This window comes from Sphingobium sp. LSP13-1-1.1, assembly GCF_040676415.1.
GTDB lineage: Bacteria > Pseudomonadota > Alphaproteobacteria > Sphingomonadales > Sphingomonadaceae > Sphingobium.
In genome coordinates this window covers 23,268-39,359 of sequence record NZ_JBEGHU010000013.1, presented here as the reverse complement: position 1 = coordinate 39,359, position 16,092 = coordinate 23,268, and the positions used below count along the sequence as shown (strand labels likewise).

At 62.1% G+C, this 16,092-nt stretch carries 12 protein-coding genes; 1 reads left to right on the top strand and 11 read right to left on the bottom strand.

The window, feature by feature from the left end:
• Positions 1-134 precede the first annotated feature (134 nt).
• The 4 genes from MRBLSP13_RS10585 to MRBLSP13_RS10570 form a co-directional block, all read right to left on the bottom strand.
• Positions 135-3,800: an autotransporter domain-containing protein gene (locus MRBLSP13_RS10585; protein WP_363735770.1), complete on the bottom strand. Its 3,666-nt coding sequence runs from the start codon at positions 3,798-3,800 to the stop codon at positions 135-137.
• A 1,024-nt stretch (positions 3,801-4,824) separates the two neighbouring features.
• Positions 4,825-5,544: a transporter gene (locus MRBLSP13_RS10580; RefSeq protein WP_363754404.1), complete on the bottom strand. Its 720-nt coding sequence runs from the start codon at positions 5,542-5,544 to the stop codon at positions 4,825-4,827.
• A gap of 215 nt (positions 5,545-5,759) precedes the next feature.
• Positions 5,760-6,017, bottom strand: a complete 258-nt coding sequence (locus tag MRBLSP13_RS10575) for a hypothetical protein (protein WP_363735772.1) — start codon at positions 6,015-6,017, stop codon at positions 5,760-5,762.
• Positions 6,014-6,847, bottom strand: a complete 834-nt coding sequence (locus tag MRBLSP13_RS10570) for a hypothetical protein (protein WP_363735773.1) — start codon at positions 6,845-6,847, stop codon at positions 6,014-6,016. The genes MRBLSP13_RS10575 and MRBLSP13_RS10570 overlap by 4 nt, the downstream gene beginning before the upstream one ends.
• A 737-nt stretch (positions 6,848-7,584) precedes the next feature.
• Between MRBLSP13_RS10570 and MRBLSP13_RS10565 the strand changes: the two genes are divergently transcribed.
• Positions 7,585-8,268 (top strand): CDP-alcohol phosphatidyltransferase family protein, encoded by a 684-nt coding sequence (locus tag MRBLSP13_RS10565; RefSeq protein WP_363735774.1) that lies wholly within the window; start codon positions 7,585-7,587, stop codon positions 8,266-8,268.
• Positions 8,269-8,592: 324 nt separating this feature from the next.
• Here the strand turns inward: MRBLSP13_RS10565 and MRBLSP13_RS10560 are convergent, their stop codons facing one another.
• From MRBLSP13_RS10560 to MRBLSP13_RS10530, 7 genes are read right to left on the bottom strand one after another with little or no spacing between them, the layout of a single operon-like run.
• Entirely contained in the window at positions 8,593-8,721 is a 129-nt protein-coding gene (locus MRBLSP13_RS10560; RefSeq protein WP_363754402.1) for a hypothetical protein, read from the bottom strand.
• Positions 8,721-9,893 (bottom strand): acetyl-CoA C-acyltransferase, encoded by a 1,173-nt coding sequence (locus MRBLSP13_RS10555; RefSeq protein ID WP_363735776.1) that lies wholly within the window; start codon positions 9,891-9,893, stop codon positions 8,721-8,723. Before MRBLSP13_RS10555 ends, MRBLSP13_RS10560 begins: the two co-directional genes overlap by 1 nt.
• A 25-nt stretch (positions 9,894-9,918) precedes the next feature.
• Positions 9,919-10,371, bottom strand: coding sequence for a MaoC family dehydratase (locus tag MRBLSP13_RS10550; protein ID WP_363754400.1), 453 nt, complete (start codon positions 10,369-10,371; stop codon positions 9,919-9,921).
• The gene (locus MRBLSP13_RS10545; RefSeq protein ID WP_363754398.1) at positions 10,368-12,107 is read right to left on the bottom strand and encodes an acyl-CoA dehydrogenase; all 1,740 of its coding nucleotides are present in this window, start codon (positions 12,105-12,107) and stop codon (positions 10,368-10,370) included. Before MRBLSP13_RS10545 ends, MRBLSP13_RS10550 begins: the two co-directional genes overlap by 4 nt.
• Positions 12,104-13,216, bottom strand: a complete 1,113-nt coding sequence (locus tag MRBLSP13_RS10540) for an acyl-CoA dehydrogenase family protein (RefSeq protein ID WP_363754395.1) — start codon at positions 13,214-13,216, stop codon at positions 12,104-12,106. Before MRBLSP13_RS10540 ends, MRBLSP13_RS10545 begins: the two co-directional genes overlap by 4 nt.
• A 1-nt stretch (position 13,217) precedes the next feature.
• On the bottom strand, positions 13,218-14,426 hold the full coding sequence (locus tag MRBLSP13_RS10535; protein ID WP_363754392.1) for an acyl-CoA dehydrogenase family protein: 1,209 nt from the start codon (positions 14,424-14,426) through the stop codon (positions 13,218-13,220).
• Entirely contained in the window at positions 14,423-16,072 is a 1,650-nt protein-coding gene (locus MRBLSP13_RS10530; protein ID WP_363754389.1) for a long-chain-fatty-acid--CoA ligase, read from the bottom strand. The genes MRBLSP13_RS10535 and MRBLSP13_RS10530 overlap by 4 nt, the downstream gene beginning before the upstream one ends.
• Positions 16,073-16,092 lie beyond the last annotated feature (20 nt).

The following is a 16,092-nucleotide window of genomic DNA, read 5'->3' as shown; positions in this document are numbered from 1 at the left end:
CTCAAGAGCGAATTTTCTGCTCCGAGGTCCGGTCGGTCCGCTTTCACATTTTTTAGAGCCTAGAATTGGCCGATTTCCGAACGACCGTCAGCGGCAAGCGATTCGGGAAAGCTGCCTTCTATTCTCCTGCAAGATCAAAATTGCCAGTTCAGGCCGGCCTGAAGCTGATGATTTTGCCCACTACGGGCAATCGCGCCCTGATAACCGAGGTTGATCTGCAACTGGTCGCGGATCGCACCATGCAACCGCAATTCGCTGACCAGACTGTCGCGTGCAATCGGCAGGCCGCTGACCGCAAAACGCTGGCCGTCAAGGGCAGCCTGAACCACAGGTAGTTGATCTCCGAAAACATGCTGCCAGCCCGCCGATGCGCGCACCGCGAGCCGAGCGCTTCCTACAGCCAAATCGAGGTCGCCGCGCGTGCCCGCGGTCGCGTAGCTGGTGCGCAGGGAATCCGCTTCCAGTTGCAACGCCGCCGCCGCGCCGCTTTCCTGCCCGCGACCGACATCCAGCCGCACATGTGCGATGCTGACGAAGGGCTCGATTGATCCTGCCGCAGTCTCGATGCGATAAGCGGTCTCCCCAAACATCTGCGCGGTCGTCGCGCGATACTGCGTGACGACACCATCTGCAAAACCGGAAAAGCGCACGGAACGCTGGACCGCCACATTCTGCCAGGCGAAGGCCAACCCGCCGCGCAGCGCCACCCGGCCCAGCGTCCCGCCGCCGTAGAGTCCGGCGTGATAACTGTCCACATCCGCCTGCCCCTCTCCCCTCATGCGATCGCGGTTGTGACCGCCGATCATGCCAAGGCGAAAGCTGCTGCCGGGTGCCTGAGCCTCAATGCCCATCAGACCGCCCGACGAACTTTGGTCGAATCGCGCGGCATTGCCGTCGCTGCGCCAATGGCTCCAGGCGTCCAGCGCCTGTCCCCAATAGGTGAGCCCCGGACGGTCCGAAACCGTCCCGCGCAATCGGTCTAGCGCCGCATCGCGTGACAGGCTGCTGTTCTCGATCAACGCTGCACGCAGGGAGGCATGAAATTCACCGGACAGTTGATCGAAGGCTTTGCGCGCCGTCTCGGCGTCGCTCATCAACACGGCATCCTGTACTTTGTTGCCCGCCGCCATCCTCTCCAGCGCCGCGCCGGTCGCCTGCTGGTTCAAGGATGTGGCGACATCGCTGAACCGGACATCATTGCGATCCAGCCTCAGCCTCACACTGTCATGGCCGTAGCGGAGCCGAGGCGTCAGGAAGGCATAGGTGGACGTGACCGCGTCGAACCGGCCCTGCACTCCGCCCTCTGCGAGAAGAATGACATAGGTAGAACTGGGCCGGTAAATGCCGCTGGCGCCGATATGGGCAACTGTGCCGCCCAGCGTCGCAACGCCGCTCACAATGATCGCATCCGCCGACGTGCCGTAGGGATCGACCTCCACCTCATAGCGGCTTCCCGGCGCGAAGGTCAGATTTCCCTCGACGTGAAGAGTTGCGATCCCTGGGCCGGGCGCGATCTTGCCGCCTGGAGCGACCCGGACGGACCCCAATGTCCCACGGCCGGCCAGCAGTGTGTTCGCTTCCACCGCTATCTGACCGCCCAGCTTTCCGTCGACGATCAGGCGTCCGAACTGAAGCTGGGTGCTGCCGGTGAAGCCGGAGGAATCGCCGCTGAGGGTCAACGCGCCGTCGCCCGCCTTGATCAACCGCCCGCTGCCGCCGATCCGGCCGGAATAGCGGCTGGCGCTGGTCTCCGCGAACTGGAGTTCCGCGCCCGGCCGCAAGTCGGCATTGCCGGTAAAGCGGCTCGCGGCGGCCGCCAGCCGTCCCTCTTCCAATCGCCAGTCGAGCGTGCTGGGGCCAGTGAGCGTCAGCACGCCGCTACCCCTTTTCACCATCGTCCCGGCGTTTCCATCGAGCGCCCCGATCGCGCCGGAGAAACTGCCATTATCCCGCTGATCGAACACCAGCGTCGCCGCATTGCGGACATTGCCGCGAAGCGCGCGGATGTTGCCGATCAGCGTGCCCGCCTCGACTTCGGTATCGCCCGTGTAGCTGTTGGCGCCGGACAGGATGAGCGTGCCCGCATCGCGCTTGACCACGGTCGTGGTTCCGGACAGGGGCGCGGCGATTTCGGCGCTCAGGCTGGAATCCCACACGCTGCCCGCGCCAACGCGGATGACCGTGCGATTCCCTCCCGCCAATGTCAGGGTGCCTCCCGACAGGACATAGCCGCCGGTCGCGAACTGCAATCCGCCGGTTTTTACCGCCCCGGCGCTATTGTCGATCAGGACCTGCCCGCTATCGCCGGTGAAGATCGCAAAGCCATTGGCCTTTCCAGCTTCGTTGACGATTCCGTCCTGCCCAGTCCAACTGAGCGCTCCGTTGCGCCAGACGCCGGGGCCGCCGTCCACCCGGCCGTTTCCATAGCGGGTCGGGTCGCCGCCGTCCCAGAATTGCAAGGGCCGCGCCGCCGTGCCGGAAAGAAGATTCACCTGTCCCATCGTCGCGGTCTGGATCGAAAGACCGTGGGCAGCTTGACCGGGCGGCAGTACACCGATCTCCAGCCCTCCATCGGTGAGCTTGCCGCCATAGCTGATGAGCCGATAAAGCCCTTCACCCAATGGCGCCCCGTTGGAAACATGCAGCGTGCCGTCCAGCGTCACATCGCCCGCCACATCGAACAACGCCGGATCTTGCGTCGTCCCGAAAGTGGCCTGCGTGATCGAACCGGCGCCAAGTACAAGACTTCCCATATGAAGCGTCGCGCCGGCCCTGCCCGTCAGGCGCCCGCCAGTAGAAATCTCCACGGCGCCGACCTGCCCATCGCCGCTCAACATGCCATTCGCGCCGACATGGAGCGTACCGCCCAGTGCGCCATCGACCCGCAGCGCGCTGTCGGCAACCTCCGTCCGGCCGGAGAATGTGGACTGGCCGGTCAGGACGAGCATGTCAGCTCCCTTGATGTCGAAACGGCCATTACCCGAAAGAGCGTAGGGATAGACGGTTTCCGTCTCCGCCCCCTCGCCCGCGTCGAAGGTCAGCTGTCCCGCCGCACCTATCTCGACATTGCCGCCAAAGCCGGCCGCGCGAGCCACGAGAGCGCCTTCTTCCAAGCGCCAATCCAGATTATTTCTGCTTCCAAGGGTAAGCGTGCCCTCACCCCGTTTGATCATGAAGCCCCAGAAGCTGAACAGGCCGCTCACGCCCCCAGCAAAGATTCCGTCCATATTCTGATCGAAGATGACGGTGCCGCCATTTTCCAGATTGCCGCGGATCGAATCCGTGTTGCCGACCAGCGTGCCGCCATCGACGCGCGTATTGCCTTGATAGCTGTTTGCGCCGGTCAGGATGACCGTGCCGAAATCATTGAAGAACACGCCTCCGTTGCCGCTCAGTTCGGCGTCGATCCGCGTGGTCGCCCCCGCCGTTGAACGAACCGAGGTGTAGGCGCCGCCATCGAGTTTCAGTTGCTCGCCGACGAGGCGATAGCCGTCCGTCAGAAAATGCATGCCAGTGACAGCCGGTGCGCCGCTCCTGTCGTCGATCGTTACCGTGCCGGCCTGCCCCTGAAAAACGGTAAAGGCGGGCACAGGCCGCATCGGACCATTCACCGCGCCGCTGCTGTCGGTCCAGCTCGGGTCGGTGGCGCTCCAGACGCCCGAACCCCCGTCGATGACGCCATTCTCACGCTCTGCCGGATCGCTGCCATCCCAAAAGCGCAGCGCCGGTTGCGCTTCCGCACTATCAGGCAGCACCATCAATCCACTCACGACCAGCGCCGCGATACTGTCGCTCGCCAATCGTCCTACTTTTGATACCGATTGCGCAATCGCTTCGCGCCGCCCTCCACCCCGCATCGGCGTAACCCCTTTATCAAGCAGGCCTTTTTATAGCCTCCTTAAGAGCTGCAGCGACGCAATCGCTTTGCGCCATTGCGTTGTCAATTTGCGGGGAAAGCTGGGTGATCGCCGAACTTGCGCGAAGGCTGTTATCCCGCCTCATCGTGGAGCGGAGAGGCGAAGAATTTGAAGGAGTTGGGACATGATGCAATCGATCTTCTGAGCGCCGGCTTCATAGATGGAATGCTCTTTGGTCGATCCCAGAATGAGGGTTGGCGGCAGGCGACCTCGGCAAAGCTGCCGCTCCCAACGCCGAGAAACCTGCCGCACCGCAGACGACCCATGTCAGCCGTTCAGCGCCCAAATTTTGATTGCCAGGTGCGGCAGGTCCGCTTTTCGATCATGGGTGCCCGGGATGGCCGTCAGCGGAATGTCTGGTCTGAATCGCGAGCGCTAGGAAAGGAGACATCGTTTGCTCACCTAGAGCGCTGTCCGCGAAGGCAAAGGCGACTTCGAACCCTGTCGGGTGCACAATTTCCTTGAAAGTCAATATCTTGTTCTCGTCAGCATATTTCTTCGCGGAGGTCCGCGCCTACTTGGATTCGGTTTCGCGCGGGACATTTTGCGCCATTTCGGGGGCTTTGCGAACCATAACCGAGCAGGGACGCTTGTGCCGAGCCCCGAACCCGCCTTAAGCTTCGCATGCCAGTCAATTCAGGGGTGCTATGAACTACCGTTGGGAGAGTTGCCAATATACCGGCAGATGCTACCGTATATCTGTGTCCCTATAATGCACTGAGGCCATTACGCCGTCACCGAACGACTGCTAACGCCTCGTCCAATAGGCAGGCGCCATGATTGCCTTCATATATGGCGCGCGCCGCGCATTCGAGGGGGCTCAAGCTGACTTCTCCGCAAATATCCGCCCGGCATTAAACGGCACGGCAGCGACCCGCGCACTCGAGTGATGAAGAAGCAGATGTCTTCAGAATAACCTCACGCCCAGTTGAAGCCCAGCGCCCAGATCCGGTGCGCCCTGCGATAGTCCGGCGCTGCCGTATAATCCGAGTGATAGCCGGTTCGTCAGACCCGCGTTGATTCCGGTCGAGATTTGCTCCTGATCGGGCGCGAGCCGGCTGAGGTTCTGAGCATAATCGTAGGAAATATGTCCCCGCAAACCAGCAGCAATCTGCCCGGCGACGCCGGCCCGAGCCGAGATAGCATTACGCAGGTCAAAACCCTGCGGGTCGCCGGCAATGGTATAGGAGAGATCAGCAAAGGGTGTGATGCGGCCGAAGCTTTTCGCCAACTCGGCTCCCATCATATAATCTGGCTTGCCCGTTCCCAACTTCTTGCGCTGCAACGCCGTCGGCACTTTCACCTGCCCCATCACCGTCAGTCCGATGCCGGAAAGCGGCACGAGATAGGATGCGCCCAGTCGCAAATCCCCCAGCCCCTCGCGGCGCACGCGGGTCGCCGGCTGGCTTGGATCAACGATGATAGGAAGCCCAAACAGTCCCCCGCCGCCGCCCACGACATTCCCCGGGGCGTCAATGATTAGATAAGGCAGCGTCACGGTGAATTGGAACCGGCCTGTTGCGATGCGCAAACTCGTGGGAATGGACGTGGTTTCAACCTTTTGCGCTGTACCAAAGGTCCCGTCCTGATATTCGATTCCCGTCGAAAGCTCGGCGCCCGCGCCCATGGGTGTCCGCCGGGTTATGGTGGATTGCTCTCCGATTTGGTCCGCCGCCTCTGCGGTCGAGACGATCGCCAGAGTTGCGATTGCGGCCGATATGACATGACGCACGACTTGTTCCCCACGCTTGATGCTTCCGGCGGGAAACGGTCGGCGCGGGCAGTTTAATCCATGGCGCCTCTTCTAAAGATCGAAGATTTCCGTTCGAAGCGAACGAAAGCTCAGGCGAGGTGGCTCGCAACCCATTTCATCTTGAAGAGCAGATGTCCCGCCGCGCCATTGTCGCCGGCCAGGTTGCGATTATAGCGAAGCGCCATTCTCGGCGGCTTCCAGTGCAGTGCATCCATGACGCTGGCGATGTCCTCGCCGGCCGCGAACAGGTTGTTGGAGATCCCGACCCGGTGAACGGACAAAGAGACCGCGCCCGGTGCCCCATAGCCATTTTGATTGACGGACTGACTTTGCTGCAACTGCATCATTTTCTGACGCCTTTCAGCATGCGCGCCGCGGCGTTGGCGGAGGGCGCAAGCTTGCGACCATAGCGGAGCGCGGTCGCAGTGGAGGTCCAGCGCAGCGCCTGCGCAATCGGTCCCGCATCCTCACCGCTGGCGAACAGATCCTGGGTCAGGCCGACCCGCAGCGAATGGGTGCTGAGCGCGTCGATCGCCTCGGCCAGAGCCTCCTGGAGCTCGATCCGGTCGAGTTCCACGGCCGCCAGCTCCGAGACGCGCAGACCCGCATCATAGCCCAGCGACAGCAGCGCCGCATCGCGCAGCCCCACGACATCACCGCCGCAGGCTTCGAGCAGGACCGACAGCGTGAATCCCTTGACCGCCTCGCGGCCGATGCCCTCGCCGAAGCGCAACGGGCCGGCCTGGCGCTGCCGCACCCCGACCCGCCGCCGATGCCCGCGCAGCGCGTCGCGCACCACCGCCCCGCCCACGGGGCTGGCAACCCCGAGCAGCTGGTGCGCCACCGCCAGCGAGGACAGGCGCCGCGACACGGTCGCGGGTTTGAGCCGCCGCGCCTCGCAATAGTCGACATAGGCCACGAGCCGCGCTTCGCTGGCGGGTAGACCGATCCCGCCCTGTTTCGCCGAGAAGCGCGCATAGCAGTCGCAATCGACCGCGAGCGCCTTGATGCTGGCGGGGGCTCGCGCCTCGAGGCCCTTGCGGAAGGCTAGCGCGTCGAGAGCGGCACCCTCCCCTGTCAATAACTGGAGCAAGGCAACGAGCTGGGCCTCGCGATCCTGCGCGGAACCGGCGGGGCGCCGCGGCAGTTTGGCCTCGCCCGGCGCGAATACCGTCACGATCTCCCCGGAAACCGCAGCTTTGGTCGCGTCCCGCCGGGCAGCATACCCGTTGCGAACCGGACGGTCGCCAATGGAACGACCCTTGCACGAATCTAGACCGCTTACGGCTGGCGGGGGTGGGTAGCGGACTGGCAGGTTTCCGCGAATGTCATCGAAAAAGCTGCCTGTCATCCTCATCAATGGGCATTGGTGATCGCTTGCGTATCCGTCGTGACAGCCATGGCAACATCACACTGGAGAAATTGGAGACCAGCTTCGCGAGGAATATATCAGCCGCGACTCCCGTATTTCATGCCAACTTCGAAGATTTCTGAATTACCTCCAGACTTCTCCGTTGATTCGGATAACTGAAATCGCGCTATCCATGTTTTGTCATCACCATTCCACGCGTAATTTTTTATCGTCGGACAACGGATAATGGCGCTCCATCTATCCTCGCCCTTATAGATATAATCTCTGTAGCAGATTTCGAGTTCAGATTGGACGTTCATTGCACTTGGCCGACTTGGTGAACAGCTGCTAAATGCGATGACGACGGGCAGAATATGCAATGGGCGGATGGCCAAAAAGGAGCTCCTGATTTCTGCCTGAACTACGGATTATAGTGTCGAGTAACAGGCCCGCCGGCAAGCCAATCTGCCGACCGCTTCTGGTCGTCAGAAATGCCTTGGAAGCAATTGGAGGCAATACCATTCCCACATTGCCTATCGAGACTGACGGCTTCATAAGGGACTATGACAATTCCTTTACAGAATTCAGCCGCCCTTTTCCGTATTCAAGAAAATTGGCTTGCCGCGAAAGAGCGGAAATTACTGAACTGGCTGTGCGCTCAAATGCCGCCGTACGTCACGCCTGATCGCCTGACGGCCTTGGGCATGTTCGGCGCATGCATGATTTTTCTAGGCTACGTGGGGAGCAATCTACATTCATCCTGGCTGTTGCTCGCCATCGCCGGTTATGTCGTCCAATGGTTTGGGGATTCGATGGATGGGAGCATCGCTCGCTTTCGCCGCATCGAACGTCCGTCCTATGGCTATTTCATCGATCATAGCTGCGATGGGCTTGCGACACTGTTCATCCTTACCGGTATTGGCCTTAGTCCGTTCGTCACCATGGACGTCGCGATGGTGGCGCTTGCTGGATATCTGCTACTCTCGATCCACGCCTACCTTTCCGCGCGCGTGTTGGGAGAGTTCAAGCTGTCTTATCTCGCAGCGGGCCCGACCGAATTGCGATTGATCCTCATCGCGCTGACGTTGATGATGATGGCTCTGGGTTCTGGTCCAGGATATTTCGGACGTCTGTCAGGCTTCGACCTGTTTGTTGGGACAGTCGGATTTATCCTCATTCTCCTTTTCGTCATTCAGACTTTGGCCACCGGCCGGCGACTGGCGCGATCCGAGCGTGGGGCAGAATGAAAAGCGGTGCCTTGGGGGCGATGGCGAGGATAGCTGTTTGATAACGCAGGCGACACGTGCCCGACTCGACGAATGGCGTTGTTTGGCACTGTCTCAGGCTGCCGAGGCCGTCGCCGCCCGCCCGGCCAAGGCCAGCTTCTCGGTCGGTTTCCTGACCGGACAAGAAGTGGAGTGCCTCCCTCATGTCACGCAAATCCTGCGCGACCAGCTAAAGGAGATCGATTTCCGCGTCTCGAGCGACTTTTCGCCCGCCGTTGCCAAGGCGCTGCAGCGTGGCGAGATCGACCTTGGCTTCTCCCGCGTCGAGCCCCAGCCCGATGTGACCTATGCAGTCATCGCATCCGAGCCGATCGTGGCCACGCGCAGTTCGCCCGCACCGGGCTCGGGCGTGGGCAGTTCGCTAAGCTGCAGCGTCTCGGGGCCGCCCGCCCGGAGGGAAAGCAGCGCCTTCATCACAGCACCTCGAACAGGCCGGCCGCGCCCATGCCTCCGCCGATGCACATCGTCACGACGACATGGCGCGCGCCGCGCTTCTTGCCCTCGATCAGCGCATGGCCAACCATGCGCGCGCCCGACATGCCATAAGGATGGCCGATCGATATCGCGCCGCCGTTGACGTTGAGCCGTTCGTCAGGGATGCCGAGGCGGTCCTGGCAATAGAGCACCTGCACCGCGAAGGCTTCGTTGAGCTCCCACAGGCCGATATCGTCTACCGCAAGCCCGAAGCGTTCGAGCAGGCGAGGTACGGCGAAGACAGGGCCGATGCCCATTTCGTCGGGCTCGGTACCCGCCACCGCCATGCCGACATAGCGGCCCAGAGGCGCAAGACCTCGCTTTGCCGCCAGGGCGCCATCCATCACGACGCAAGCCGAAGCACCGTCGGAGAGTTGTGACGCGTTGCCGGCGGTGATCACGCCACCTGCGACCACAGGCTTCAGCGCCGCCAGCCCGTCGGCCGAACTATCTGGCCGGTTGCTCTCGTCTTTGGTCAGCGTCACCTCTTTCGCGGAGGTTTCGCCGGTCGCCTTGTCGGTGACGGACATTGTCGCGGTGACGGGGATGATTTCCTCGTCGAAGGCGCCGGTGGCCTGCGCCTGGGCAGTAAGTTGCTGGGAACGCAGGGCATAGACGTCTTGCCGTTCCCGCGAGATGCCGTAGCGCCCGGCGACCACTTCGGCGGTCTGCAGCATCGGCATGTAGATGTCCGGCACCATCTTGAGCAATTCGAAATCCGGGCTGACGCGCAGTTCGGGTGTCTGAACCATCGAGACGGACTCGACACCGCCGGCGACGACCACATCCATACGGTCGACGATCACCTGTTTGGCAGCGGTGGCGATCGCCATGAGACCGGACGAGCATTGCCGGTCCATCGTCATGCCCGCCACCGTGACCGGGAGACCGGCGCGTAGCGCGGCGGTACGGCCGATCGTTTGCTGCACGCCCTGTGGAAGTGCCGCGCCAAGGATCACATCGTCGATTTCGGCTGGATCGACACCCGATCGCTCGACCGCCCCGCGGATAGCGTGCGCGGCCAGCGTGGGGGAAGGGGTGGCGTTGAATGCGCCTCTATAGGCCCGGCCGATCGGGGTGCGGGCGGTGGAAACGATAACGGCGTCGCGCATAGGAAACTCCTGTCAGAAGAGGGCGTCAGATCATGAAGCGGATGTGCCAAAGCGCGACCAGAGCAGGCTTGTCCGCCCCTTCGATCTCGACGGTCATCTTCAGCGTCTGCTGAAAAGATCCGGGCGTCTTTTCCACGACTGAAACAAGTGTCGAGGCGGCTCTGATACGGCTGCCCGAACGTACGGGATGGATGAAGCGCACCTGGTCCAACCCATAGTTCACCTCGATGCTGGCGGCGGGCGCGGCCGGGCGCGATATCGAGTTCTGGAGGTGGGGCAACAGCGACAAGGTGAGGAAGCCGTGCGCAATGGTGCCGCCGAAGGGCGTGGTGGCCGCGCGGACGGGATCGACATGGATGAACTGATGATCGCAGGTGGCGTCGGCGAAGCGGTCGATCATCGCCTGATCCACCACGATCCAATCCGAATGACGCACGATGCCGATCTCGGCCCGCAAAGCCTCTGGCAGCGTAGTCACGCGAACGCGTCCTCCGGCATGGCGCGGGCAAGATCGCCATGTCTTTCGACAACTGACAACCAGGCGAGGGCCTGCGGCAGTTCAGTGTCAAAGAAGAAGCGGCAGGCGTAACTGAGCCCCGCCCGAAGCGTGTCGTTGGCGAGCGATACGCCCTTGAGCGCCATATCGAGCCAGAGCCAGCCCAGGATGCCATGCCCGAAGGCACGCAGGAACAGGGTCGCGTCATCCAGCGCTTCGGGCATGACGCGCAGCCGCAGGCCATCGACAACCTCCTCAACCTTGTCCCAATAAGCCAGCAAGGCAGAGCCCAGCGAAGACCATTCCGCTGCCTTGTGCGCCTGATCGGCGGTTGCGGCGATCCGATGCCGCAGGAGGGCGAGCGATCGGCCATCGGACGTCAATATCTTGCGGCGGAGCAGGTCGATGGCCTGAATGCCGGTCGTGCCTTCGTGGATCGGATTGAGCCGGTTGTCGCGCCAAAGCTGTTCCACCTCGAAATCGCGCGTATAACCATAGCCGCCATGAACCTGGATCGCGAGATCATTGGCGATCAGGCCGAATTCGGACGGCCAGCTTTTGGCCACCGGCGTGAGCAGAGATAGCAGGCTTTCCGCCTCTTCCCCGTCGGTATCGATCAGCCGCGCGCAATAAAGGCACAGGGCGAACGCTCCCTCGGCATAAATTTTTTGTTGCAGCAGCATGCGCCGTACATCGGGATGGTCGATGATGGGGATGGCAGCGCCGCCCTGCATTCCGGCCACGCGACCTTGCACGCGTTCCCGCGCATAGCGCAGGGCGTGGCGATAGCCGCGATAGGCCAATGCTGCAGCCCCCATGCCAACCGAGATTCGGGCCTCGTTCATCATCATGAACATCTGGGCCAGCCCTTCTCCCTCCGCGCCGACACGCCAGCCTATGGCACCATCGGCTTCGCCGAAATTGAGCAGGCAATTCGAAGTGCCGCGATTGCCCATCTTGTGGTTGAGACCGGCGACGCTGACGTCGTTGACCGTATCGTCCGGGAGTATCCGAGGCACAATGAAAAGCGAAATGCCCTTCGATCCCTCCGGCAGACTGCCGTCGGGACGCGCCACCTTGGCCAGCACGAGATGCACGATATTCTCGCTCACATCCTGGTCGCCGCCTGAAATCCACATTTTATTGCCGGTCAGCCGATAGCGGAAGCCGAGTTCATCCTCTCCCTCGCAAACGGCGCGGGTCCTGATGTCGCCCAGGCTGGAACCGGCCTGCGGTTCGGACAGACACATGGTTCCGAACCAGCGGCCCTTGATCTGAGGATATGCGAACCGCTCGACCTGAAGCGATGTGCCGAACGTGGAAATCAGGCGGGCATTGGCTGCTGTCAGCATCGCGTAGCCGATCGTCGAGATATTGGCGGCTGCGAAGATGCTGTGCAGGGCGAGCGAGGCGGTGTAGGGCAAACCCAGGCCGCCCAATTTTTCGGGGAAGCTCACGCCCGACAGGCCGAGCTCGGCATAGGCGCGCAGGGCGACATGGATCGCAGGGCACAGGCGTACCCTGCCATCTTCCAGCCGGGGTTCCTCGATATCGGCCTGCCGGTAATGCGGCATGAAGACATCAACGGCGAGTTGCCGGGCGGCATCCATGATCGCGGACAGCACGTCCCGATCCGTCAGGGCACCCGCATCCAGCCAGTCGAACAACTGGAATCCGAGCATCTCTCGCGAAGGCAGAAAGTCGTCCGGACTCTTCATGCGGCGCTGCCCAGTGCGATGAATCGTTCCAGATGATGATCTTCATCGCCCAATTGGTGATCGATCATGACAAGCCGCTTCGCATAATGGGACAGCGGCAGTTCCCAGGTCATCCCGATGCCGCCGTGCATCTGGATCGCTTCTTCGGCGGCCAGCGCGCCAACCCGGCCGATCGTGTATTTGGCGGCAGAAGCGGCGCGTTCCCGTGTTGTACGTGGCCCTTCGAGCGCGGCTGCGGCATTAATGGCAGCGGATCGCGCCTGTTCTATTTCCAGGGCGACGGTTGCCATGCGATGCTGGAGCGCCTGAAATTTGCCGATCGGCATGCCGAATTGCCTGCGCGTCCGAAGATAGTCGAGGGTCGCGGCCTTGAGCATGTCCATGGCCCCCACCGCTTCCCAGCTGAGGGCAACGATGCCGGCGGCAATGGCATCTTCGATCAGGGCATGGCCATTTTCCGAAACCCGCTTGGCCGGCGTGTCCGTTAGCATCAGATCCCCACCACGGCCTCCATCGATCAGCGGATAGCCATGGACCCTGAGACCCGGCGCGCCCTTATCGACGAGAAACAGGCCCACGCCCGCTTCGTTGCCCGCTGCGCCGGAAAAGCGCGCACCAACAAGGATGTGGTCGGCCTCCTCGACCTGCGGGACGACCGCCTTGCCGCCGTTGAGCAGCCATCCATCGCCTGCCTGATGCGCCTGCGTTGCGATCCGGGTCAGGTCATCACCGCTATGTGCCTCGCCCTGGGCAAAGGCGAGAAGCTTTGTTCCCGCAATCACTTCGGCCAGCAGGTCCGCCTGTGTGCCAGATCGGGCAAGCGCGCGGCCGGCCATCAGCGTGCCGAGAAAAGGTTCTACGACCAGTCCCCTGCCAAGCTGTTCGAAAATCACGGCGATGTCGAAGCCCTTGCCGCCGAAACCACCTGTTTCCTGGGAAAAGAGCGCGCCGATGATGCCGAGTTCGGCCATCGCCGCCCAATGTTCGGCGGACCGTCCGCGCTCCGACGCGCTGATCGCGTGGCGCTGGCCAACGGGATATTTCTGCTGCAGGTAGCGGCCGAGCATGTCGGCCAGCATCCGCCGGTCCTCATCATGATGAAAATCCATGTCAAAGCTCCAATATGGCTTTGGTAATGATCTCGCGCTGGACTTCGTTCGAGCCGCCAAAGATCGACAGTTTTCGATTGTTGAAATAATCGGCCGCGACAGGCGCTGCGTAGGAAGGGCCGACGGGAGTGCCGTTAAAGTCCTCGTCCAGCGCTTCCGATACGAAAGGATGCGCATAGCTTCCCAGCGCGCGCCGGGTGAGGCTTGTGATCTCCTGCCGGATTTCGGTTCCGCGAATCTTGAGCATCGAACTTTCCGCAACCGGCGCCACCCCGTGCCCGGCTGCGGCCAGAACGCGCAAATTGGTGGTCTTCATATTCTCAAGATCGATTTCGAGCTTCGCCATCCGGGCAGCGAAGAAGGGGTTTTCGGCAAGGGGCCGGCCATTTTTGATCTGCGCTGCGACGATGTGCCGCAAATGATCGAAGGCCGCCATCGAAGCGCCAACGCCCGCTATGTTGGTGCGCTCGTAGGTCAGGAGGTATTTGGCATAGGTCCAGCCCTTATTCTCCTCGCCCACCAGATTTTCGATCGGCACCCGAACATCGGAGAAGAAGACTTCGTTCACTTCCTGCTCGCCGTCGAGCAGGGTGATGGGACGTACTTCCACGCCCGGTGTCGCCATGTCGATCAGCAGGAATGAAATGCCCTCCTGCTTCTTGCCCTCGCTCGACGTGCGGACGAGGCAGAAGATCTTGTCGGCATGTTGGCCAAGGGTGGTCCAGGTTTTCTGACCGTTGACGATATAATGGTCGCCCCCGGCATCCCTGCCGCGCACCGCGCTGGTCTTCAGGCTGGCGAGATCCGATCCCGCGCCCGGTTCCGAATAGCCCTGGCACCACCAGTCCGTGCCGTCCAGAATGCGGGGCAGCCAATAGGCCTTTTGTTCTTCTGACCCGAATTTGATGAGGACGGGCCCCAGCATCGACAGGCCGAAGGGAATGATGCGCGGCGCGTGTGCGAGCGCGCATTCCAGGTCGAAAATATAGGACTGGGCAAAGGTCCAGCCCGTGCCGCCATGTTCGACAGGCCAATGGTTCGCCAGCCAGCCGCGGCGGTTCAGTATCGCATGCCACTGCTCCATGTCCTGCTTGGTCAGCCGTTTGCCGGTTCTTACCTTTTCGGAGAGAACCGTTGGCAGATTGTCGCGCAGGAATTCGCGAACGGTGGCGCGGAAGGATTCCTCCTCCGCGGTGAAGTCCAGGTTCATTGGGCAGGTCCTTGTGGGAATTGCGTGCGGAGCAGTTTCTTGTCGATCTTGCCCACGCTGGTCTTCGGCAGGGCGTCGAGGGTCGCGAAATGCCCGATCTTCGCGTAGCGGGTGACTTCGCCGCGCTGTATCGCGGCTAGAATGGGAGCATTGATCGCGTGCAGCGTTGGCGTGAATCCGGGCTGCGGCACGACCACGGCCATCGGACGTTCGCCCCATTGCAGGTCGGGCAGGGCTATGACGGCGGCCTCGGCGATGCCTTCGACGGTGCAGATCAGTTCCTCCAGCATGATGGAATCGATCCATTCCCCGCCGGTCTTGATGACGTCCTTCAGCCTGTCGCGGATCATTATATTGCCCCGTTCGTCCAGGGTCGCGATGTCCTGCGTATGCATCCAGCCACCGCGCCAGAGCGTCGCTGACGCCCGCTCATCGCCTGCATAGCAGGGCGTCAGCCATGGCGCGCGCAGCACCAGCTCTCCGCGCGTGGTGCCGTCGGCGGGCAGGACGTTCATGTCCTCGTCCACGATCCGGGCGGAGACGAGAGGGACGGCAATACCGCTGGTGCAAAACGCCTCGACAATGGCGGCTTCCTGGCCGTCGTCGTCCCGCCGCCGCCGTGCGATCGCAATGATGGGCGCGGTTTCCGACATGCCGTAGCCCGCCACCAGGTTCATGCCGCGCCGCCGACCTTCGGCGCACAGCGCCTGCGTTAGGGCCGCGCCGCCGATCGTCATGGTCCAACCTTCGAGATCGGCCCCCGTCCGGTCTGCCGCATCCAATATCATCTTCAGGATCGTCGGGACGCAATGGGAGTATGTGACGCCATGTTCGGCCCGGAGCCGACAGATCATTTCTGGCTCGTAGGGGCCGGGATAGACCTGTTTCAGTCCCAGCATCGTCGCCACATAGGGCATGCCCCATGCATGGACATGGAACATGGGGGTCAAGGGCATATAGACCGATTCCGCGCCGAAACTGGGGCTGAGCGCGCTGACGCCGAAGGGAGCCCTGGCTACCAAGGCGTGGAGCACGAGCTGGCGGTGGGTAAAGCAGACGCCCTTTGGATTGCCGGTCGTGCCGGTCGTGTAGAATGTCGTCGCCAGTGCATTTTCATCGAAATCGCGGAATGGGAAATCCGCGCTCGCGGCGGCGGACAGCGCCTCATATTCCCCGGTTGCCCAGGTCGGCAGCGGGCCTTCCGCCCCATCCATGATCGCGACCACCGCCTTCACCGCCGGAAGTTGGGGCAGGACGGTCTCCACCAGCGGGAAGAAGTCGCGGTGCACGATCAGGATTTCGGCGCCGCTATGATTGAGAGTGTAGCATAGCTGTTCCGACGGGAGGCGGACATTGGCGGTCATCAGCACAGCACCCATCATCGGAACGGCGAAATAGGCCTCCAGATAGCGATGGCTGTCCCAGTCGAGCATCGCGACGGTCGAGCCTTCCTCGGCGCCCAGCCCGGAGAGCAACGACGCCAGCCGCCCGATGCGCTCATGAAAGCCGCGATAGGTGTAGCGATGCTTGTCGCGATAGATGATTTCCTGATCGGCCGCCGACAGCATGACGCTGTCGAGCAGATGGCCGATCGTGAGCGGGAAATGATAGGCTTCCGGCGCGGCGGCGGGAAAACGAAGGGGCATGATCCTCTCCTGTTATAGTT